At 65.0% G+C, this 22,911-nt stretch carries 16 protein-coding genes; 12 read left to right on the top strand and 4 right to left on the bottom strand.

Annotated features, from left to right (window positions below; all coding sequences use genetic code 11):
- The coding region (locus tag CCR95_RS02595) for an IS4 family transposase (protein WP_276570215.1) at positions 1–164 on the top strand (164 nt) is incomplete at its 5' end.
- Positions 165–228: 64 nt separating this feature from the next.
- Here CCR95_RS02595 and CCR95_RS02590 read toward each other — a convergent pair.
- From CCR95_RS02590 to CCR95_RS02575, 4 genes are all read right to left on the bottom strand, one after another.
- Entirely contained in the window at positions 229–1,536 is a 1,308-nt protein-coding gene (locus CCR95_RS02590) for a transposase (protein WP_201091584.1), read from the bottom strand.
- Between the two features lie 307 nt (positions 1,537–1,843).
- Entirely contained in the window at positions 1,844–2,368 is a 525-nt protein-coding gene (locus CCR95_RS02585; RefSeq protein WP_201091583.1) for a hypothetical protein, read from the bottom strand.
- Between the two features lie 82 nt (positions 2,369–2,450).
- A complete protein-coding gene (locus tag CCR95_RS02580; protein ID WP_201091582.1) occupies positions 2,451–4,700 on the bottom strand; it encodes an AAA family ATPase in 2,250 nt (749 codons plus the stop codon).
- 2 nt (positions 4,701–4,702) lie between these two features.
- Complete coding sequence (locus CCR95_RS02575) at positions 4,703–5,134, bottom strand: hypothetical protein (protein ID WP_201091581.1); 432 nt, start codon at positions 5,132–5,134, stop codon at positions 4,703–4,705.
- Between the two features lie 384 nt (positions 5,135–5,518).
- Here CCR95_RS02575 and CCR95_RS02570 point away from each other — a divergent pair, with 384 nt between their 5' ends.
- The 11 genes from CCR95_RS02570 (at position 5,519) to CCR95_RS02520 (ending at position 22,864) form a co-directional block, all read left to right on the top strand.
- Entirely contained in the window at positions 5,519–6,583 is a 1,065-nt protein-coding gene (locus CCR95_RS02570; protein WP_201091580.1) for a helix-turn-helix transcriptional regulator, read from the top strand.
- Positions 6,584–7,021: 438 nt separating this feature from the next.
- Positions 7,022–7,771, top strand: coding sequence for a YebC/PmpR family DNA-binding transcriptional regulator (locus CCR95_RS02565; protein WP_201091579.1), 750 nt, complete (start codon positions 7,022–7,024; stop codon positions 7,769–7,771).
- Positions 7,764–8,009 (top strand): DUF29 domain-containing protein, encoded by a 246-nt coding sequence (locus CCR95_RS02560; RefSeq protein WP_242523014.1) that lies wholly within the window; start codon positions 7,764–7,766, stop codon positions 8,007–8,009. The genes CCR95_RS02565 and CCR95_RS02560 overlap by 8 nt, the downstream gene beginning before the upstream one ends.
- Positions 8,010–8,034: 25 nt before the next feature.
- The gene (gene ruvC, locus CCR95_RS02555; RefSeq protein WP_201091576.1) at positions 8,035–8,571 is read left to right on the top strand and encodes a crossover junction endodeoxyribonuclease RuvC; all 537 of its coding nucleotides are present in this window, start codon (positions 8,035–8,037) and stop codon (positions 8,569–8,571) included.
- A 62-nt stretch (positions 8,572–8,633) separates the two neighbouring features.
- Positions 8,634–9,245, top strand: a complete 612-nt coding sequence (gene ruvA / locus CCR95_RS02550; protein ID WP_201091574.1) for a Holliday junction branch migration protein RuvA — start codon at positions 8,634–8,636, stop codon at positions 9,243–9,245.
- 190 nt (positions 9,246–9,435) lie between these two features.
- Positions 9,436–15,537 (top strand): PAS domain S-box protein, encoded by a 6,102-nt coding sequence (locus CCR95_RS02545; RefSeq protein WP_201091573.1) that lies wholly within the window; start codon positions 9,436–9,438, stop codon positions 15,535–15,537.
- A gap of 101 nt (positions 15,538–15,638) precedes the next feature.
- Positions 15,639–16,721: a glycolate oxidase subunit GlcE gene (gene glcE / locus CCR95_RS02540; protein WP_201091571.1), complete on the top strand. Its 1,083-nt coding sequence runs from the start codon at positions 15,639–15,641 to the stop codon at positions 16,719–16,721.
- Between the two features lie 9 nt (positions 16,722–16,730).
- Complete coding sequence (glcF, locus tag CCR95_RS02535; RefSeq protein WP_201091569.1) at positions 16,731–17,957, top strand: glycolate oxidase subunit GlcF; 1,227 nt, start codon at positions 16,731–16,733, stop codon at positions 17,955–17,957.
- A complete protein-coding gene (locus tag CCR95_RS02530; protein ID WP_201091566.1) occupies positions 17,954–18,946 on the top strand; it encodes a 2-hydroxy-3-oxopropionate reductase in 993 nt (330 codons plus the stop codon). Before glcF ends, CCR95_RS02530 begins: the two co-directional genes overlap by 4 nt.
- Before the next feature lie 214 nt (positions 18,947–19,160).
- The gene (locus tag CCR95_RS26045) at positions 19,161–20,297 is read left to right on the top strand and encodes an HD domain-containing phosphohydrolase (protein ID WP_201091562.1); all 1,137 of its coding nucleotides are present in this window, start codon (positions 19,161–19,163) and stop codon (positions 20,295–20,297) included.
- Between the two features lie 2 nt (positions 20,298–20,299).
- On the top strand, positions 20,300–22,864 hold the full coding sequence (locus CCR95_RS02520; protein ID WP_201091561.1) for an ATP-binding protein: 2,565 nt from the start codon (positions 20,300–20,302) through the stop codon (positions 22,862–22,864).
- Positions 22,865–22,911 lie beyond the last annotated feature (47 nt).

Raw genomic sequence — 22,911 nt, 5'->3', positions numbered from 1 at the left:
ACGAGGTGATGCGCCTCATCGCCCGTCTCGGCGGGTTTCTCGGGCGCAAGGGCGATGGCGAGCCCGGTTTGAAGACGATCTGGCTGGGCATGCAGCGCATCATGGACTTCGCCGCCGGGATCAAATATGCCAGGGAGATGCCGGACACGGAAAGTTGTGTGTAATGGGATGGGTAGAAGCCATGAATTCTCCCAAGCGGGACGGGGTATTCACCCCATAAGCGCCAACTTAACCGCACCGTTGACTCACTTGTGAGTTCATCATCTGCATGACCCTGGCCGGAACGGTTTGCAAGCGGCGGCGGCGCGGACGTTCCTTGAGCACGTCGAGGCAGGCGTCCCATTGCTCGGCGCACCAATGTTGAGCGTCGAGAATCCAGCCATCGACCTCTTGGCGAACGATCACCAGCAGCCGCCACGGGGTCAAGCGACGCGGTCGATCCAGCGGGTCGATGCCGCCCGTGGCATGGCGCTGGGCGCGTCGCTCGATGACCAGTGCATAAAGCAATTTTCCCCGGATCCAGACCTCGCCTAAGCGACTGTTTTGCTGGGTGCGCAGGGTGTCGAGGTCAAGCAGCGACTTGAGCCGCTTGAACGCCAGCTCCACTTGCCAGCGGCAGCGGTACAACGCCAACACCGTGGGGCCATCCAAGGTCTCGGGAGCCACCGTGGTGAAGACCATGACCCAGCCGGCCAGAAACAGGGTGGCGTCACTCGGGGTTCGCCCTTTGCGTTGAGCCGTTGTTCGGCATCGCCGCCGGGCGGCTTCCGCCACGTCGGGCGGAAGACGCGCCGCGTACAGCCAACCCGGTCCGCTCGCCTCCGGCGCGCGCAGCCACACCGGGAGACGGATCGTGTCGTCCGTGCAAGCGCGCAGAGACGCCGAGACATCCAACCGCACCGCCGCCGGATCGAACACGTCCGCCTCCCATGAGCGGGCAAACAAGGGCATCGCCGTGGGGTTCAAGCGCACGATCACCTCCACGCCACGCGCGAACAGGTCGAGAATCACCTGCGGCTGATTGTAGCCTCGGTCCACGAGTACGATGTCTCCGGCCTGCCACGGGTAACGTGCCAGGGTTTCCCCGCCATCCGCTCCGGTCACGTCTACCGCATGCACGGTCATCTGGGTTAAATCCAGTGCCAGATGAACCCGATAGTCCGTTCCCTGCGCACCTGGCCCTTGCAGCGACGACCCATCGACGATCAGCAACCGCCATCCTGTCAATGGGGTCTGAGTGACGGGTAACATCGTGTGCAGCAACGCCTTCAGCCACGGTCCGCACGCGCGCAAACGCTGGCGTATCGCGGTCTCCGTGATCCGCTCCTCCAACAACGTGAAGCTCCCCGCCGTCGTTCGCAGTGCCTGATCGAGCCCGCAATACAGCATCACGACTTGCAGCAGGTGCGCTGGCGTCTTGAGTTTGCGCGGGCGCGCGAACGCCTTGAACTCACGCGCCATCGTCGCGTACTCGGGTGGCAATTCCTTCAGAAACGCTTCAAACGTGAGATCGACGGGCTGGGGGGCGCGGAGCATGGCGGCAAAATGCCCAACAGATCGCGCCTCTCCACTAATTTTCAAGGGCTTGCCGGCTATGTTGGCGCGTATGGGTATTCACCCCGTCCCGCACGTTTTGACGCCAGATCGGCACGGTTCAAACCGTTTAGGCCGGCGAATGCCCCATCCGGCTGACAGCCAAGCATCGATCATAATCATTGCGATCACAAGACGATAGCGGGCGAACGAGACGCCTGGCTCCCCCGAGACTTGCTCAATATTTAGATGATCGAAGGCGAAACCCAATCACATCGCGCTCAAGCCCCTGTTAAAGATGCGCTGACACTCACTCGCGCAAAATCCGCGCAGCCACCAACGCCTCGGCTAACACGTTGCGGGCTTCCTGCCGACCGAAATACTCGTCGCCAAGCCTGACAGCCTCGGCCCACAAAGCATCGGCCTCGGGGTCGCGCAGCACCCGTGCAATTGCCGCTTGGTCGATTTTGACCTGAGCGTCCAACGCGGGGTGGCGCTTCGTCGCCATCGGTTCTGGCTCGACGGCAGCGGGTGGAAGATCGACCTTTCCGTAAAAATCCGTGATGTCGAAGTGATAGATCCGCTGCTCGCCGTGGCTCAGCACGATGTGCAGCTCATCGTAGCGCCGGCCCTCCACGGATCGCAACCACTGTGACTCCAGTGTCCAACCCTCCTCGATCGGGCCATGCTGGGCGATCACAAAGTCATATTCCATGCCCACTCCGTCCCAGGCGTTTTCAGCCCGAATCACGATCGCGGTTTTGCGGCTGAGACCATCGCGGCGGCTGTCGTCGATCTCTTGCTGAATGAGGTCGCGCAGATTCGATCCTGACATAATCACTCCTCGTGGATTGAATGGGTGGGTTTACCGATCCGTGACCGGCCATCCCTGGCCTGAGCGTTCCAATGCCGCCCTCTCAGTGAATCCGCGCCTCCTCTCCCTTCAGGCGGCACTCGGCCGCCAGTCGGCGCAGAAACTGCTCCGGCGTCAAGTCTTCTCCCAGCAAGATCCGCTGGCGGCAGACGTTGGCGAAATCCCCCGGTGTCAATCCCTGGAGTCCGTCGAGATGCCGTGCCAGCGCTGGCGGCACCGGGGCGGTCTCCTCGCCCAACGCCTCCCGCGCGAACAGCGCCACCCGCTGTGGCCCCGTCAGCGCCCGAAAGTGCAGCTTGAAGTCGAACCGTCGTAACGCCGCCGCATCGACCCCGTCCATCCGATTGGTCGCGGCGATGAAGATGCCGGGGTAGCGCTCCATCTGCTGCAACAGTTCATTCACCTGGGTCCGCTCCCAAGTGCGTTGCGCCTGCCGCCGGTCGCTCAGAAAACTATCGACCTCATCGAGCAGCAACACCGTCTGCGTCGGATCGCACTCGCGGAACAGCCGTGCCAGGTTCTGCTCGGTCTCCCCGACATAGGGCGAGATCAGCTCCGATGCCTGCCGCGCCACCAGTTCCCGATCCAGCGCCTCGGCCAAAACCTCGGCAAAGGCGGTCTTGCCGGTGCCGGGCGGGCCGTAGAAACACAGACTGCCGCGCCCCTCGCGGTGCAGCGCCTGGGCGATGGCGCTCGGGGCGATGCCCCCGGACAGATTCAGAAAGGCGACATCGAAGGCCGTCACCGGGGGCCGTCGCGTCGGGGCCGGCGCCCCCTGCAGCAGGGTGCGCAGTGCCGCCACGCCCGCGCGTACCGTCGGCTCGGGCGCGGCCTCGGGACACGGATCCAGCAGACGCCGGGCCGCGCCCAACTGCGCCGGGGCCAGCGCAGGATCGGCGGCCAGCTCGTCGAGCAAGGCCGGTGACAACCCGCAGTCGCCCAGATGTCGCTCGGCCATTTGCCGCCTGACCGAGCGCGGCGGGGTGACGAAGGCCACCGGCAGCAGATAACGGCGCAGAAAAGCCGGATCCAGGCCGTGCGTGCGGTTCGCGATCCAGATCGCCGGCACCGGGTTCTCTTCCAGGATGCGATTCATCCAGCCCTTCTGTTTGCCCGTGGCGCGGTCGCCTCGCAGCAGCGCGAACAGGTTGTCGCCCGCGTCGAAGACATCCTCGACCTCATCGAAGATCAGCACCGCATCGCGCCGCTGGGCGAGCAGGCGTTGCGCCACCAGATAGGCCGATAACCGCCCTTCGCGCGAGAGACCATCGCCGTCCTCGTCGTCGCTGCGCACCTGGTAGGAAGTCAGCCCGGCGGCGCTCGCCAAGGCGCGGGCCAGTTCGGTCTTGCCGGTGCCGGGCGCGCCGTGGAAGAGCGCATTGACACCGAGCGCGCCCGTCGTGGCCGCCTGGCGCAGGCCCTCGCGTAGGCGTGCCGCGTCGCCGGCCAGATGGGGGAAGGCGTCCAGCCCCCAGGCGCCAGCGGGCGCCGGCTCGATCAGCAGCGCGAGCAGGGCCTCGATCGCCGCCGGTGCCGCGTCCATCACCTCGCGCAGCAAGGCGGTGGGCGAGATGAAATCCTCCAGGTCGGCATTCCCGGCTTCATAGTCCACCAGCCCCAGCGCACGCAGCGGGGCCGATTTGGCGAGCGCCGCGCGCACGACCGCGGGGTCCAGATCCAGCAGCATGGCCAGTCGCTTCAGATTGATGCGCGCCGTGGCGTTCCGCGTGAAGCGTCCCCCCACCCGCAGCAGCAGGCGCAACGGCTCGGACTGCTCACGGTGTTCGAGGAAATCCAGGATCCGCACCGCCGTGGCGTCGAGTCCCAGTGCCGCGCCGAGGAGGGCCGGCGTGGTCGCGGTGGGCGCGTGTCCATCGGCGTCGGCCAACCGTTTCACGACCCAGCGGGGAAGCGTTTGATAGAACGCGCGCACATGCAGACGCAACGCCGCCGGTGGTGTGGCGGCGGACGGCACGTCCTCCGCGTCGCCGTCTTCCCCAGTCAAGGCCCGCCGGAGCTTGCATTCAAGCTGGACGATTTCCGCGTCATGATCGGTGTCCTGCAGCCACGCGGGCTCCTCATCGACCGACAGCGGCAGCACAGCCGCCAGCGCGCGTGGATCGAGGAGCGGAAACGTCAACTGCCAGAGCGCGCCCAGACATTCCTGCTCCCCCAGATGCGGCCGCAAGCGCGCGTCGCCCTGGAAGAGTTGCAGCGCATAACGGGCCGTGCGCCGCTCGACGGTGGGCACGGCGCTGAAATCCTGCTTCCACAAGGTGCGATGATCGAGCATGCTCAAACCTCCTCGGTCCAGGGTTGAAAACGGCGGCGGTCGAAGTGCCAGGTCAGGAGTTCGCCACGGAGCGGTCCGTCCGCGATAAACACCCCCAGGACCAGATCGAGCGGTTCGCGGAAATAGGTGCTGCCGGCGTCGTTCTCGCAGTCATGGACGGGAGTGTCCAGGGTCTCGATCACCAACGCGGGGCGGCCATAGCGGGGGTAGCGCTTGTTCTTCAAGCCCGGCTTCCAGGTGACGAGATCGCCGGGGGCGAACGCGTGATGCCGCGTCAGGAGGCCGTAGCGCTCGCGCAGCGCCGCGCCGAGGTCGCCGTCGAGATCTTCCAGGGGTTCGTCATCGATCAGGTTGCCCGAAGGCTCCTCATTCGGAGTCAGGCCGATCCGGGCCAGCAGTTCGTGGGAGGAAAGGTCTTGGTGTTTTCTGGGCATCGGAAGCTCCTGTGAAGCGAAATCGGTGTTGCTCAAAGTCAATACGTTTGGCGTCCGGGTCAGGCGTGGGCAGGCAGCGCATGGACGCCAGTGCGAGTTGTTAAAGAGCAAGTGCAACTGTGCGAAAGTCCCAAGACCGTCTCAGGTCGTTGTCGTTGCCGAATATTCGCCATGTCGAGACCGCGATCACGACAACGACAACGAGGAGGCCCGGGTCTCGGAACTTGAGCAGCGAAGCACTCGGTGGACGCAAGCCGCGGGAGGTCTTGCTTATAGGCGACTGAACATGGTGTATTGTGGCGAGTAAAATCGTAAAACGTAACAGTTGAACTGTCTTATTGCGTCATATAATGACGCGTCTGTTGTTTGGCCACGGGCATCGCCATGAACGACTTTCTCCGCCGCCTGACCATCCTGAGCCTGATCCCGCGCCGCCCGGACTGGGCGTCGACCGCTCACGCCGCGCGGGATGCCGCGTCGGCGCCGCGCACCGGCAAGACCAGCGCCGCGCAGCTACACGCGCAACTGCATCAACGCGGGTTTCGCGGCAACCTGCGGGCGGTGCAGCGGGATCTGGTGTATCTGGGCGAGCTGTTCCCGGAGCTGGAACACGACGGCCAGCGGGCGGGCGGTCAGGGCTGGTGCTGGCGCGGTGACGCCCCGGTGCGCGACCTGCCGGGTCTCGATCCGGCGCTGGCGCTGACCTTCGCGATGGCGCGGGAGCTGCTGCAACCGCAGTTGCCGCTGATCCTGCTGGAGCGGTTGCAACCCTATTTCGAGGTCGCCGACCGCGTTCTAAGGGAGGCCGGGCCAAGGGGGTGGGAGACTTGGAAGGATCGGGTGCGGGTGATTCCGGAAGGGCTGGAGTTGCGTCCGGCACAATTCGATGCGGCGGTCATGGGGGTGGTACAGACCGCTCTTCTGGAGGGGAAACGCTTCCGGGGTCGTTATCAGCCTCGCGGTCGGGATCTGGCCGAGTATGTCTTCAATCCCTTGGGACTGGTGTTTCGCCGGCGCGTCGTCTATCTGGTGGCGACGCTCTGGGACTACGGCGATCCGCGTCATTTCGCCCTGCATCGGTTTGCGTGGGCCGAAGGTCTGGAGGAGGATGCCACGCCGCCCGAGGGGTTCGTGCTCGAGACCTATCTGAAGACCGGCGCCTTCGACTATGTCGCGGACGGTTCGCCCGTCCTGGCGTTACGCCTGCGGATGACGGAGGCGGCGGCGGCGCATCTGCATGAAACCCCGCTCGCGGGGGATCAGACGATCGCGGATGACGCGACCGCGCCGGGCTGGTTCCAGGTCAGCGCCACGGTGCTGGATAGCGAGCAACTGGTCTGGTGGCTGCGGGGTTTCGGCGATCAGGTCGAGGTGCTGGAGCCGGAGCCCTTGCGCCAGCGGATGCTGGCCGGCGCGCGTGGGTTGGCGGTGCTCTATGGGATTTCCTGATGGGAAAAGAGCCGCCAGCCGCCAGCGACCAGCCTCCAGCTTTTGTCATGCGAAGGTTTTCGCTGCTTGCGGCGTTCACCAGCAAAGATCAGTTGCACCGCAAAGAACGCAAAGGATTGCCGTGTTTGCCTCGATGACGACCGTCATCGACAGGGTGACGGTCGTCTGAGCTGCAATCCCTTGCCGTTCTTTGCGCCTTTGCGTCCTTTGCGTCTTTGCGGTTCCAAACATCCTTCCTCACCGCGCTCGATTGACCATGACTCCGGTCGCCGATGCTAGAATGCCTCGTTGAGTAACGGACGGCGCGCACGACGAGTTCCCGCCGTTCAGTCCGCGCGCGCGGTGCGCGCAACCCTCGCCTCATCCGCGGTGTCGTGCGTCCGCCTTGTCCGCCTAGCGTTTGCCGCTAGGCCGAATTCCAGTCAGGAGAATCTAGCGATGGCCGGTCATAGTAAATGGGCCAACATCAAACACCGTAAGGCCGCGCAGGATAAACAGCGCGGCAAGATGTGGACCAAGCTGATCCGCGAGGTCACGGTCGCGGCGCGCGAGAGCGGCGGCGATCCCGGCGCCAATCCCCGGCTGCGCCTAGCCATGGACAAGGCGTTTGCCGCCAACATGCCGCGCGACACGGTAGAACGTGCGATCAAGCGCGGCGCGGGCGGGATGGAGGGCGAGAACTACGAGGAGATCCGCTACGAGGGTTATGGCCCCGGCGGGGTCGCGGTCATGGTCGACTGCATGACTGACAACCGCAACCGGACCGCATCCGATGTCCGGCACGCCTTCACCAAGCGCGGTGGTAATCTGGGCACGGACGGTTCGGTGAGCTATCTCTTTACCAAGCAGGGCGTCATCAGCTTCCCGCCCGGCACTGACGAGGACGCGGTCATGGAGGCCGCGCTGGAGGCCGGCGCCGAGGACGTGACCGCCAACGATGACGGTTCGCTGGACGTGATCACCACCCCCGAGGCATTCGCCGCCGTCAAGGATGCGCTGACCGCGGCCGGATTCGATACCGAGATTGCCGAGATCGGCTACAACGCCGCGACCCTGGCCGAACTCGATCAGGAGACCGCCGACAAACTGCTGAAACTGGTCGAGATGCTGGAAGACCTGGATGACGTGCAGGAGGTCTATCACAATGCCGATATCTCCGACGAGATTCTGGCGGCACTCGATGGGTGAGCCCGAACGGCGCGGCAGCAGTTGGCAGCGCATGATTCGCGCCCAACGGCACGCGATCGCGCTCCGTCTCAAACGGACCCCAAGCCTCAAGACCATGCTGCGCGAGACTGATTGGTGGGAAGAAATCTGGGCGGATGCCGTCACCGCCGCGATCGCCGAGACGGGGCTGGACAGCTTCCCTGAAGATTGCCCCTGGCCGCACGCCCAGATCCTGGCGCCAGACTGGCTGCCCGAATAGCACAAGAGACGACAAGAGCGCGCCGATGCCGACTCACGCCGTCCTGCGTCATCGCATCCTCGGGATCGATCCCGGTTCGCGCACGACCGGATTCGCGGTCATCGATACCGATGGACATCGCAGTCAGCGGGTCGTCAGCGGTTGTATTCGGGTCGGCGAGCAGCCCTGGCCGGATCGGCTCGGTGTGATCTTCGACCGGGTCGCGGCCATCGTCGCCGAGCACCAGCCGCATGAAATGGCGGTCGAGCAGCTCATTTTCGCCCGCGATCCGACCGCCGCGCTGAAGATCGGGCAGGCGCGCGGGGCGGTGCTCTGCGCCGGGATCAAGGGTGGGGTGACGGTGCACGAATACAGCCCGAAATCGGTCAAGCTGGCGGTGGTCGGGACCGGCGGGGCCGAGAAGTCGCAGGTTCAGCACATGGTGCGGATTTTGTTGGCGCTGACCGAGTTGCCCGGCGAGGACGAGGCCGACGCGCTCGCTATCGCGCTTTGTCATGCGCATTCGATGGGGATTCCGGCGCGCAAGCGTGCCGCCGCTTCCTGGCGCGACTGGCGGCCTTAACGAAGAAGTTTTCAGTTTTCAGCAACTGCCAACCTGCCAACCTGCCAACCGAGAACTGAAAAATGATCGGCCAACTCCGCGGTGTGATCCTCTCCAAGCGCCCTCCGCAATTGCTGCTGGAGGTCGGTGGGGTCGGCTATGAGGTCGATGCCCCCATGACCACCTTCTACGATCTGCCGGCGGTGGGCGAGACGGTGACGCTGATCACCCATTTTGTGGTGCGCGAGGATGCGCAGATCCTTTACGGCTTTCTCCACGAACGCGACCGCGCGCTCTTTCGCGCCCTGCTCAAGGTCACCGGGGTGGGCGCGCGCATGGCGCTGGCGATCCTCTCCGGGATGGACGCCGCGCGCTTCGCCCAATGCGTCGAGCAGGACGATAGCGATGCCCTGACGCGCATCCCCGGCATCGGCAAGAAGACCGCGCAGCGTCTGGTCATTGAGATGCGCGACCGGCTCGACGGTGTGGCCGGCGGTGTTGTCAGGATGCCCGGCAGCCTCGCCCCGACGCCGGGCAACGCGCGGGACCGGACGCTCGCGGACGCGGTGAGCGCGCTGGAGGCGCTCGGCTATCGGCCACCGGACGCCAGCCGCATGGCGCGCGCCGCCGACGATGGCGCCAGAACCGCCGAGGAGATCATCCGCACCGCCCTGCGGTCGATCAATCCGGCCTGAGCGTGCCGGGCGCGGAGTCCTGGATAGGTATACTGTTTGGGCCGGGTGTTGAGCTTGCTTGAAACCGATGCGATCCACGGAGATCCATCGAAACCGGGATGGGATGCCGCTTTCTGAGGTGGCGATCAACGTGTTTGTGACGTGGCTGTATGAGGGTCCGACCGCATCGCCGTGTCGGTCGGACGAGAGGATGGCGGATTCGGCTCGCGGCTGGCATCGCCCGCTCCTCGCGCTCCTGATGCTCGCGCTGGTTCTGCCTGTCCCGATCGCGCGAGCCGCCCCGGAGCATCCGCCCGAGGTGGTGATCCTCGGCTCCTACCACCCCGGCGACAGTTGGTCCGATAGCGTACTGGCCGGTCTGCTGCAAGCCTTCCGGCAGGTCTACCCGGAACGGCCGCCGGCGATCGAATACCTCGATGCCAAGCGTTTCCCCGACCCCGAGCATCTGTCCCTGCTCAAGGAGTTTCTGGTCCGCAAATACCGGGATCGCCCGGTCGATCTGGTGATCGCGCTCGATAATCCGGCGCTGGATCTGCTGCGCGCCTATCCCACGGAACTCTTTCCCGGCTCCCCAGTGGTCTTTGGCGGGATCAACGGTTTTCAGTCCGACATGTTACACGACCGCGCCAGAATGACTGGCGTGGCGGAATCGGTGGACATGGCGAACAGTGTCGAACTGCTGTTGCGTCTGCACCCTGGAGCCAAACGGATCCTGATGGTTCATGACGACACCGCGACTGGCCGCGCGATGCGCCGCGAAATGTTGTCCCTGGCGCCCGCCTTCCAGGGGCGCATAGGGTTCGATTTCGTTCCCGACGTCCCCTTTCCGGAACTGGCGCGGCAACTCGCGGTACAACCTCCCGAGACGGTGGTTCTGCTGCTCACCTATTTCACCGATCGCGAGGGTCGGACCTTTAGCCGTGAGGAGAGTACCCGGCTGATCAGCGAGGCCAGTTCGGTGCCGGTCTATGCGATGCACGCGACTCGCCTGGGTCACGGCATCGTCGGCGGCCTGTTGCTCGATGGCCGTCAGCATGGCGCCCAAGTGGCGGCGCTCGCCCTGCGGGTGCTGGCGGGGGAGGAGCCCGGTCAAATCCCCGTGGAGCAGAGTCAGGGTCTTCCCGCCTTCGACGCGGAGCAACTCCAGCGTTTTGGACTGAGCAAGGACGCCCTGCCTCCTGGCAGCGTGGTCATCAACCTCCCGCTTTCCTTTTACAGCCTGAATCGGGGGCTGGTGTGGGGAAGTCTGGCGGCACTGCTGCTCCTGGCGTTCGTGGTGCTGGTGCTGGGGGGCGCGCTGCTCCGCGCCCGCCGCGCCGAGGCGTCCTTGCGCGCGAGCGAGTCGCGCTATCGCAACCTCTTCGAGACCATGGCCCAGGGGGTGGTCTATCAGGCCGCCGATGGCCACATCCTGTCGGCGAACCCGGCGGCACAGCGCATCCTTGGGCTGACCCTGGACCAAATGCAGGGTCGGACTTCGCTCGATCCGCAATGGCGCGCGGTGCGGGAAGACGGTTCGGAGTTCCCCGGCGTGGATCACCCCGCCATGGTGGCGTTGCGCACCGGACAGGAAGTCACCGGCGTCGTCATGGGGGTCTTCAATCCAGAGCGCAAGGACCACCGCTGGATCAGGCTCCACGCGACGCCTCAATTCCAGCCGGGCGACCCGCGACCCCATCAGGTCTATGCCACCTTCGAGGATGTGACGCAACAGAAGACCGCCGTCGACGCGCTGCGCGAGAGCGAGGAGCGGCTGCGTCTGGCGACCCGCGCGACCAACGATGTCATCTGGGACTGGGACATTCAGCGGGATGCGCAACGCTGGAACGAGGCAGGAACACGGGTCTTCGGCTGGACTGAGCCGGTTGAGCATCCCGTCAGCGCCGACTGGTGGCTGGAGCGCGTCCACCCGGATGACTTGCAACGTATCGCTGCGGGGTTTTATGCCGTGGTCGAGAACGCGGACTGCGATCACTGGCAGGACGAATACCGCTTACGTCGCCAGGATGGCGGCTACGCCCCGGTCCTCGATCGCAGCTATATCATGCGCGATGCCCAGGGGCAGCCGGTGCGCATGATCGGCGCGATGCTGGATCTGACCGAGCGTAAGCGGGCCGAGGAACGGCTGGCGCGGCTGGCGCGTCTCTATCAAACCCTGAGCGATACCAATCAGGCGATCGTCCGCATCGCCGACGAGGGCGAACTGTTCGATCGGATCTGCGCCCTGGTTCAGCAATTGGCCGGCTTTCGGCTGGTCTGGATCGGGCTGCACGATCCCGCTCGAAATCGACTGCTTCCGCAGGCGGCCCGGGGCGAGAACGCGGAGATTTTGCTGCGGTTCGAACTCTCGCTCGATCCCGACGCCCCGGAAGGCCAGACGCTCGCGGCGGACTGTTTCCGTGACGGCACGGTGATTCTGTGCAACGACTGTCACGCCTTCGGCGAACATGAACGTGGGCGCCGCCTGCCCTTCAAGGAGGGCTTGTCGGCCATCGTCTGCCTGCCCCTGTGCCGGCACGACCGGACCGTTGGGGTGCTGGAGATCGGTTCGACCGAGACCGGCTATTTCGATGACGAGGTCATGGGCCTGCTCCACGAGATGGCGTCGGATATTTCCTATGCGCTCGACAATCTGGATCGGGCGCGGACCTTGCGGGAAACTCTGGAGCGGATCGCCGCGCAACGCGGCTTCTACGAGAGCATTCTGGAGAAGGTCCAGGATGGCATCTTCGTGACGGATGAGGGGCACCGCATCCGTTACGCGAATGCCGGCATCGCCAGAATTTCCGGTCTTGCGGTCGAGGAGATCCTGGGCCGGTGCGTGCTTGAGGAGTTCCCGGAGGAGACCCTGCACGAATTTCGCCCGCTCTATCGGCAGGCCCTGGAGTCCCGCCAGCCGCTCCCCTACGAGATTCGGGTGATGACGCCCGTGGGCCGGGAGGGCTGGCAGGCCGGCTGGCTGATCCCGACGAGCGAGCGCGACGCCTTTGCCGGGATGATCTGCACGGTGCGCGATATCAGCGAGATGCACGCCGCCCAACTCGCGCTGGAACAATACAAGATCGGGCTCGAAAAAACGGTTGAGCGGCGGACCGCCGAGCTGCGGGAATCGGAGGAATTCCTGCGTCTGATTCTGGAAACCAGCGCGGGCGGACTCTACGGACTGGATACGGAAGGCCGAATCACCTTCGTCAACCCTGCCGCCTGCGACCTGTTGGGGTATCCCGCCGACCGTCTCTTGGGCAGCAACAGCCACGCCCTGTTCCACAATCGGCGGTCAGACAGCCGCCCCTATCCGCCGGAGGACTGCCCCGCCTGCGCAACCCTGCGCGAGGGCCGCTCGGTCATGGTGGACGACGAAGTGTTCTGGAGCGCCGACGGCCGGCCGATTCCGGTGATCTATTCCATCCGACCGATGCGGCGCAATGGCGACATCGTCGGCGCGGTCGTGAGCTTTCTGGACATCGCCGAGCGCAAACGCCTGGAAGAGAAGCTGCGACGGCTGGCCGAGGCAGTCGAGGGTATCGCCGGCGTTCGCGATCTGGCCAGTCTCGCGGCCATCGTCTGCGCCGCAGCGCGCCAGTTGACCGGGGCCGATGGGGCGACCCTGGCGCTACGCGACGGGGATGGCTGCGCCTGTCTCGACGAGGACGCCATCGGTCCGCTGTGGAAGGGCCAACGGCTGCCGCTCGCGGACTGCGTCTCGGGCTGGACGATCCGGCAGGCGGAGCCGATCGCGATGGAAGACTGCCGGAGCGACGCCTCTGCCCAAACGGGCGGGCGCGTTGGCGCGTTGGCGGATGTCGCTCCCGGAGGTTTCGTCAGGGGACTCAGCCTGGTTCCCGTCGGCCGCCGCGATCCGGCGGGCGCGCTGGGCTGTTATTGGGCGCGGCCCTATCGGATCGGCGCGGAGGAACTCGGACTGCAACAGGCGCTGGCGGATGCCACGGCGGTGGGACTGAACAACCTGGATCTCTATCGGCGCCTGGAGGATGCGCGCGCGCTGGCCGAGCATCTGACCCAGATCAAGAGTGTCTTCCTGGCCAACATGAGCCACGAGATCCGTACTCCGATGAACGCCATCGTCGGGCTGGCCCATCTGCTGCAGCGCGAAATCCGGGATCCGGGACAACGCGACAAGCTCGGCAAACTGATGACCGCGGCGGACCATCTGCTCACGATCATCAACGACATCCTGGATTTTTCCAAGATCGAGGCTGGCAAGCTGTCCCTGGAGCGGATCGATTTCGAGCTGGACGAGGTGCTGGATCGGGTCTGCGCCCTGGTCAGCGATCAGACGCGGGCCAAGGGGCTCGAACTGGTCCTGGATCTCGACGAGCGACTCTCCGACGCGCCCGTCCTGCGCGGCGACCCAACCCGTCTGACCCAAATGCTGCTCAACTATCTGGGCAATGCGGTGAAGTTCACCGAGCGCGGCACGGTGACGCTGCGCGGTTGGGTCGAGGCGGAGGAGGGCGACGACTGGCGATTGCGGTTCGAGGTTCGCGATAGCGGAATCGGCATCGCCGCGGAGGATCAGTCGCGGTTGTTCGAGGCGTTCGGGCAGGCCGATAATTCGACCACCCGCCGCTACGGCGGGACCGGACTCGGGCTTGCCATCAACCGGCGCCTGGCTCGGATGATGGATGGGACGGTGGGCGTCGAGAGCCAACCCGGCGCGGGCAGTACCTTCTGGTTGACCGCCCGCTTCGGCAAGGCGCATCCGTCCGGGCGACGGCCCGATGTCATGCGCTTGCGCGGGAGGCCCGTGCTGCTGGTCGAACATCAACCTGAAACACGCGTGGCACTGCGCGAGATGCTGGTCCATCTCGGTTCGCGGGTCACGGGGGTCGAGGACGGTCTGGCCGCGCTGGGGGCGATCGCCGAGGCCGACGCGGCGCGCGAACCGTTCGCGCTGGCGCTGTTGGATGGGAACATGCCGGACCCGGATGGACTGGAGATCGCGCGCCGTCTGCGCGAACTGCCGCTGGTCCAGCCGCCGACCTTGCTGCTGATCGACAAGCATGCCGACGATTCCGCGCGGTGCGCGGCGGCGCGCGCCTCCGGGGTGTGCGTCTGTCTGGCCAAACCCGTGACCCCATCGGCCCTGCATGACGCGCTGATGCGGGCGCTGGACGCCTCCAATGCCGGATCGCGCGGGTCGCGCGTCGCGGCGGACAAGGGTTCGTCGTTGCTGCCGTCCGCGGTCGAGCGCGCGCTGGCCTCCGCTCGCCGGGGGGCGCGGCTGCTCCTGGCCGAGGACAATCGAATCAACCAGGAGGTGGCGCTGGAACTGCTGCGCGCGGTGGGACTCCAGGTCGATCTGGCGGATGACGGCGCGCGGGCGGTCGAGATGGCGCGCGCCATCGACTATGACCTGATCCTGATGGACGTGCAAATGCCGGCGATGGATGGGTTGGAGGCCACGCGCGCCATCCGTCGGCTGCCGGGCCGGAGCGAGACCCCGATTCTCGCCATGACCGCCAACGCCTTTGCCGAGGATCGCGAGCAATGTCTGGCGGCAGGCATGAACGATCATGTCGGAAAACCGGTGGAACCGGACGCGCTGTTCGCCGCGCTGCTGAAGTGGCTGCCTCCGGCCGGATCTTGCGCCTTCCCGGTTGCTCTGTCCGAGCCAGCCGCCGGCGCGACGCTCGGTCTGGCGGCACCGTCAGTGTCGGCTCTCGCCGATCTGGCGACCATCCCCGGTCTTGAGACCGCGAGCGGTCTGCGCGGCGTGCGCGGTAAGGTGGACGTCTATCGCCGTCTGCTGACGACCTTCGCGGATCATCACGGCGGCGACATGGCCGCCCTGCGCGCCTGTCTCGCCAATGGCGATCGCGAAACCGCGCGGCGTCTCGCGCATACCCTCAAGGGCGTTTCCGGCACCCTGGGCGCGACCGGCGTTCAGGCGCTGGCCGCGGCGCTGGAGACGGCGCTCCGGGATGGCGGGACGAGCGCGGATCCGGAGCCGACGATCATGTCCTTGGAGACCGAACTCGCTGCCCTGTTGGAAGGCATCCGGCGTCATCTCGCACCGCCCGCGCCGCCCGCCGAGAGTTCGCCGGATCGGGATCGGGTGCGCGCCGTGCTGTCCGATCTCAGGGATCTGTGCGCCGAAAATAACACGCGCGCGGCCCAGGTCGCGCACGCCCACGCCGATCTGCTGCAACACGCGTTCGGCCCGGCCGCCGTGGATCTGGAGCGTCGGATCGACGACTTCGACTATGAAACCGCGCTCCAGACACTCGACGCCCTGCTGACCGCCAGCCCGGACTGGCGTGAAGCCTGATCATGGCGGTTGCGCGTGTTGACCTGGCGCGCTTGAATCTTCCCGCATCGGATCGCAGCTTAAGCCTCTCTGATCGGCGCATGGCGGCTTGAGGACACTCGGTGAATCATGATCTGAAGACTGAATTGCAGGACCGCGTGCGTGCCGCGCTGGCGGCCGGGACGCCGCTGGCGCTGGTTGGCCATGGCACCAAGTCATTTTTCGGTCGCGTCGGCGCGGGAGAACCGCTGGCGCTGTCCGGTCATTCCGGCATCCTGAATTATCAACCCCAGGAACTGGTCATCACGGCGCGCGGCGGGACGACGCTCGTCGAGATCGAGGCCGCGCTGGCCGAGCACGGACAGATGCTGCCTTTCGAGCCACCGCACTTCGCGACCGACGGTCGCGACGCCACCCTGGGCGGCACCGTTGCCTGCGGTCTGTCCGGCCCGGCGCGGCCTAGCGGGGGCGCGGCGCGGGATCTGGTTCTGGGCGCGCGGGTGTTGACCGGACGCGGCGAGGTGCTGCGCTTCGGCGGCGAGGTAATGAAAAACGTCGCCGGTTACGATGTCTCGCGGTTGATGGTCGGCGCGTTGGGGACGCTCGGTATCCTGCTGGATGTCAGTCTCAAGGTCATGCCGGCGCCGCCCGTCACTCGGACTGCCGTCCAAGACTGTTCGCTGACGGAGGCCCTGGCCCGGATGACTGCCTGGGCCTTAAAACCGCTGCCGATCACGGCGACCTGCTTCGATGGCGAACGGTTGTGGGTGCGTCTGTCCGGCACCGCTCAGGGCGTCGACGAGGCGACGAATCGCCTCGCCGGCGAACGGGTGGATGACGCCTTGGCCGACGCCTTCTGGCGCGACCGGGTACGCGAGCACGGTCATCCCTTTTTTGCGGGAGATCAACCGCTGTGGCGGCTTTCGCTCCCGCCGGCAACGCCAGACCTGGCATTGCCTGGCCGGCAGATGATCGAATGGGGCGGGTCGCAACGCTGGCTGCGCGGCGACGCGGCGGACGGCGCAACCATCCGCGAGCGCGTCGCGGCGGTCGGCGGACACGCCACCCTGTTTCGGGGCGGGGATCGGACCGGCGAGGTCTTTCACCCGCTGCCCGCTGGACTGATGCGGCTGCATCGTCAACTCAAACAGTCCTTCGATCCGGGGGGCATTCTGAACCCCGGACGGCTGTACGCGGGGCTGTGAGAATCGGCCATGCAAACCGAGATCCTGCCCGAATTCCTGCGCACCCCGGAGGGGCGCGAGGCCGACGCCATCCTGCGCAGTTGCGTACACTGCGGATTCTGCACCGCGACCTGTCCGACCTATCAATTGCTGGGCGACGAACTGGACGGCCCGCGCGGACGCATTTATCAGATCAAGCTGGTGCTGGAAGGTCAGACGCCGACCCGCGTGACCCAGCAACATCTCGACCGTTGTCTGACCTGTCGCGCCTGCGAGACCACCTGTCCCTCGGGGGTGCGTTATGCGCGACTGGCGGAGATCGGCCGGCATCTGGTCGAGGAGCGGGTCCAGCGTCCGTTCGCCGAGCGACTGTTGCGTCAGGCGCTGATTGGCATCGTCCCCTATCCGGCGCGGTTCGGTCCGTTGATGCGGCTCGCGCGTCTGGTTGCGCCGCTGCTGCCCGCGACGCTCAAGGCCAAGGTCACGACGCCGCGTCCGCCCGGCGACTGGCCCACACCGGCTGGCCGCCGGCGCATGCTGGCGCTTGCCGGCTGCGTGCAGTCGGTGTCCACGCCGCTGACCAATGCCGCCGCCGCGCGGATTCTGTCGCGTCTCGGGATCGACCTGCGGGTGGCGCCCGAGGCGGGTTGCTGCGGCGCGGCGGCCTATCATCTCAGCGCGCGCGAAGCGGGACTGGCCGCCATGCGCCGGAACATCGACGCCTGGTGGCCCGAGATCGCGGCCGGCTGCGAGGCGATTCTGATCGCCGCCAGCGGTTGCGGCGCCATGGTCAAGGAGTATGGCGAGGCGCTCGCCCATGACCCGGACTATGCCGCGAAAGCCGCTCGTGTCGCCGCGCTGGCGCGCGATCCCGCCGAGATTCTGAGCCAGGAGGATCTGTCGGTCCTGGGCGCGCCGGGGCAGGGGCGTCGGGTCGCCTTCCATTCGCCCTGTACCCTGCAACACGGTCAGCAGATCAAGCAGGTGGTCGAGCCGATTCTGACGCGGCTCGGGTTTACTCTAACCAGCGTTCCGGACGGGCATCTGTGCTGCGGGTCCGCCGGCACCTATTCCATCACCCAGCCGGACTTGTCGGAACAGTTGCGGCGCAACAAGATCGCCGCGCTGGAGTCCGAGACACCCGAGGTGATCGCGACCGCCAATATCGGCTGTCAGCTCCATCTGGAGGCGGGAACCCGGACCCCCGTGGTGCATTGGCTGGAGTTGCTGGATCGACAGGAGGCAGAAAGCGCATGACGAACAGCATCGGCTTTATCGGGCTTGGGATCATGGGGTGCCCAATGGCCCTGAACCTGCGACGCGCGGGCTTCGATCTGGCGGTGTATGCGCGCCGGGCGGAGTCCATGCGCCCGTTGGCGGAGGCGGGCGCGCGGATCTGCGCGAGTCCGGCGGAGGTCGCCCGTCGGGCGGATGTCATCTTTACCATGGTGGCGGATACCCCGGATGTCGAGGCGGTGATCCTGGGCGAGAACGGCGTCATCGAAGGCGCGCGCGCTGGCGCGGCGGTGGTGGACATGAGCACCATTTCGCCCTCGGTCACCCGTGTGATCGCCGAACGGTTGCACGAGCGGGGCGTCGACATGCTGGACGCCCCAGTCTCGGGTGGCGAGGCTGGGGCGGTCAACGGCACCCTGTCCATCATGGTGGGCGGTCCGACGACGGTCTTTGAGCGGGTGCGGCCCCTGCTGGATGTCATGGGCGGGAACATCGTGCATCTCGGCGACAGCGGAGCCGGACAGATCTGCAAGGCCTGCAATCAGATCCTGGTCGGCGCGACCATCGCGGGGGTGGCGGAGGCGCTGTTGCTGGCCCAATCCGCCGGGGTGGATCCGGCGAAGGTGCGCACGGCGCTGCTGGGGGGGTTCGCCAACAGTCGGGTTCTGGAGGTCCACGGCCAGCGGATGATCGACGGGGATTTCAGCCCCGGATTCAAGGCGCGGCTGCACCGAAAGGATCTGCGCATCGTCACCGAGACCGCCCAGGAACTGGGCCTGAACCTGCCGTCCGTCGACCTGCTCGCGCAATCGCTGAACGCGCTGGTCGAACAGGGGCTGGGCGAGCTGGATTCGTCGGCGCTCTATCGGGTATTGCTGGAGATGAATGCCCAGACCGTGCGCAAGCGACCCGTCGGCGATCGCCAGACTCCGGGATCCCCTGTATTGAGCGAGCCGGTTAACCCCGGGCAAGGCGGAGTTGTACCGATCAGTCGCAACGTGTCATCCTAGCGTCCATGGCGAGCCGCAATCCCGGGAAATGACACGCGCGGCGCGCCACGCGCATTCCCTCGCCCAGCCCTCTTCCAGCGGGAGAGGGAGACATGGAGCGCCTCCGGCGAGAGTTTCACGGTTACCGTCTTGCTGCGATTTGCATTTCCGGTTCGATATCATGTGTGCTTGTGGCTTTTTTCAGAAGGTGTGAATCAGAGAGGACGAATCCCTCGTGATTGTCTCAACACTCCCTGGAGAGACCTCCCAGGTCATCATCGTCGACGACCAGAGCGCGGGACGCAGAATTCTAGAGCAGGTGATCCGCAGCATCGGTTTGGCCGTCGACATTGCCGTCTTCGACGATCCCGTCTCGGCCTTGCAGCGCATCCATGCCCAGACCCCGGACCTGATACTGACGGACTATATGATGCCCGGCATGGACGGCGTGGTTTTTACGCGGCATGTCCGCAAGATACCTGCCTGCGCGGACGTTCCTCTGGTGGTCGTCACTGTCGTCGAGGACCAGCGTATTCGCTACGAGGCCTTCGACGCCGGAGCCACTGACTTCCTGAATCGTCCGATCGACCAGTACGAGTGTCGGGCGCGTTGCCGCAACCTGCTGATTTTAAGGCGTCAACAAAAAGTTATTCAGGATCGTGCGCGCTCGTTGGAAATTCAGGTGGCGCTCGCGACGCAAGAGATTCTGGCGCGGGAACGCGAGACCCTGCTGCGGCTTGCCAAGGCTGGCGAGTATCGGGACGAGGGGACGGGTAACCATGTCCTGAGAATTGCTCGCTACTGCCGCATCATGGCCGAGACCATGGGTCTGCCGCAGGCGCGCTGCGACGACATCGAGATTGCCGCACCGATGCATGACATCGGCAAGGTTGGGATCCCCGACAGCATCCTGCTGAAGCCAGCCCGACTCACGGATACCGAGTTCGCGGTCATTCGTCAGCATCCATGCATCGGCTATGAAATTCTCAAGGAGAGTCCGTCACACTTCCTGCAGCTCGGTGCGACGATCGCCCTGTCGCATCACGAGAAGTTCGATGGTACGGGCTACCCTCAAGGGCAGCGGGGCGAGTCGATCCCGATCGAGGCTCGGATCGTCGCGGTCGCCGATGTCTTCGACGCACTGGTCTCGAAGCGTCCCTATAAGCCATCCTGGTCGGTGGAGGCGTCGGTCAACTATCTGTGCGACCTATCCGGCACCCATTTCGATCCACAATGTGTTGAAACCTTTGTCCATCGGATCGAGGACATGCGCCGCGTCGACGAAGATCTGAAAGACGTACAGTGCGCGCATCTCTCACGGTTCCTCCAAGACACTGAAGTCGTCGATTCGCTTGCTTCTCAGCGTTGCTGAGCATGGATGCGTCAGCCCGCTTCTTGCTTTTGAAGCAGGCGGTTCGCTTATTGATCGAGCGGATGCGCCAGCGCCCCGACAGTGAGCATCAGCAGGCGACGATCCGTCTGGTTCTGGGCGGTCTGATCTGCATCTACCTGCTAACCTTGGACTTTTCCGGGGCATCCGCCACATGGTCACTTGCCGTCGCCTGGGTCGTTGGCCTTTTTACCGCGGCTTCGATTCTGCTTTTCGCGGCAGTAGTGGCGAATCCTCGTATTTCTCCCGTGCGCCGCGTTCTAGGCATTGTGACCGATATGCTGGCGACCTCCGCAGCGATGCTCTTCACCGGGGAAGGCGGTACCCCATTGCTTGCCGTGTACCTCTGGGTCATCGTTGGCAATGGGTTTCGCTATGGCGTCAAGTACCTGGTGATCGCTACAGCGATTGGTGTGGCCGGTTTCGTGTGTGTCATCGTCGTGTCCGATTTTTGGGCACAGCACGGCACCATCAGCATCAGTCTGCTGATCGTCCTTTTGGTGATACCGGGCTATGTCGCGGGCTTGCTCAACAAGCTCAATGACACGATGGAGCGTCTCAAGGAGGCCAATGATGCCAAGAGTCGATTTCTCGCCAAGATGAGCCACGAACTGCGCACGCCGCTCAACGGCGTCATCGGCATGAGCGACCTGCTCATGGACTCGGGTCTCGACGCACGCCAGCAGGGTCTTGCGAGGACCATTCAAACCTCGGCCGGCACGCTGCTCGGTATCATCGAAAACATCCTTGATTTTTCAAAGATTGAAGCGGGGCGGATCAGCGTCGAGGAACTCGATTTCGATCTGCACCAGTTGACCGCGGACACCCTGCAGATGTTCAAGCCCCAGGCGCGGCGAAAGGGACTGCGACTGATCCTGTTGATCGATCCGCGGGTTCCTTTCCAACTCCGTGGGGATTCGCTGCACCTGCGGCAGATTCTGATGAATCTCCTGAGCAATGCGGTGAAGTTCACGGAGCAGGGAGAAGTGAATCTGCAGCTGAAGCTGGTCGGTGTCGACCAAGGCTGGGTCCGGGTGCGTTTCGAGATTAATGACACTGGCATTGGCATACCCCTTGCCGAACAAGAGCGCATCTTCGAGAGTTTTCGGCAGGCTGACAGTTCCATCACCCGTCGCTTCGGCGGCACCGGTCTTGGCACCGCGATCGCCCGTGAGCTGACTCATCTGCTGGGCGGTCAGATCGGGTTGAAGAGTGAGGTCGGACGCGGCACCCAGTTTTGGGTTGAGCTGCCTTTGTCCACCGCGCGGGAGACGACCGCCGATCCGGCGGAGAGTCTCGCGAACACCCGTTTGCTGGTGGTCGGTGGCAAGAACGCTTATGCCAAGTTACGCCCGATCTTCGATGGCTGGCGGGTCGAATCCCAGAGCGTGCCCACCTGTGCCAGCGCCTTTGCGGAATTACTGAGTGAGGCGACTCAGGGCCGTCACTACAGCGGGGTGCTCGCGGTGGCTGGCGATATCGATCTGCTGCCCGAGCAATTCGCCGTGGGCGTTCGGGCGGAGGCTACGCTCCAGGAGACAGGTCTCGTGCTGCTGGACGCATCTCCGGCGCATGGTTCTGCACAGGCTTTGCGTGATGCGGGTTTCTCTGCTGTGCTGAGCGCGCCGCTGGACAAGACTCTGCTGTTCAATGCCATTCACGTCGCTCGCAGCGCCTGGGACGCGCCTGACAACGTCGTCTCTCTGGCCGAATACTACAGTCAGTTGTCGGCAACCCCGGCTCAGGGGTTAAGCATACTCATTGCCGAGGACAATGAGACCAACCGCATGGTCCTGCAAGGCATCCTTGAGCGAGCGGGTCATCGGGTCACGGTCGTGGCCGACGGCGAGACGGCGCTGGACATGCTGGAATCCCCCGACCGGCGCTTCGATCTCATGATACTGGACAAGAACATGCCCGGGCGGAGTGGTCTGGACGTGTTTCGCGCTTACCGTTTCATGGTCCCGCGCAATGCCATACCCTGCATCATCCTCAGCGCTGATGCAACGCCAGAAGCCCTGACCACCTCTAGGGACGCCGGGGTTGACGCCTATCTGACCAAGCCGGTGGAGACTTACAGGCTGTTGACGACGATTGCACAGCTTTGCAGGCAAGCTGGACGCGCGACTGCGGAGATTGCACCGGCAAAGCAAGTCGTCGGGGACTCGCATCCAGAGACCGGCGGCCTGGTGGACGTTGCGAAACTCCACATACTGCAGAATCTGGGTGGAGATTCCCGCTTCTTTGAAGAACTGGTCGCGGGTTTTCTACGCGATAGTCGGCGATCGCTACAGAAGATGGCCGTTGCGCTTCAGGATCGGGACTATCCGATGCTTCGCGAGGCTATTCATGCCTTGCGTGGCAGTGCTTCGGAACTTGGCGCCACGGAACTCGTTGCGCTGTGCGCAACGCTCAGAGCCTTAAAACCCTTTGAGCTTGAGACCCCCCGGGCGGCCGAAATACTTGCCGCGATGCAACACGCCTATGCGGACACCGCAACCTTACTGACCGACTTTCAACGCGATGGTCACCAACGTACTTTCGAGTGAGCGCGTACTCGGTTGCCGCATGCTGTCAGCGAAAAATGTTTGGACAC

The sequence above is a fragment of the Thiocystis minor genome, assembly GCF_016653465.1.
Taxonomy (GTDB): domain Bacteria; phylum Pseudomonadota; class Gammaproteobacteria; order Chromatiales; family Chromatiaceae; genus Chromatium; species Chromatium minus.
The sequence above is the reverse complement of the archived record's forward strand: the minus strand, read 5'-3'. Positions and strand labels throughout refer to the sequence as shown.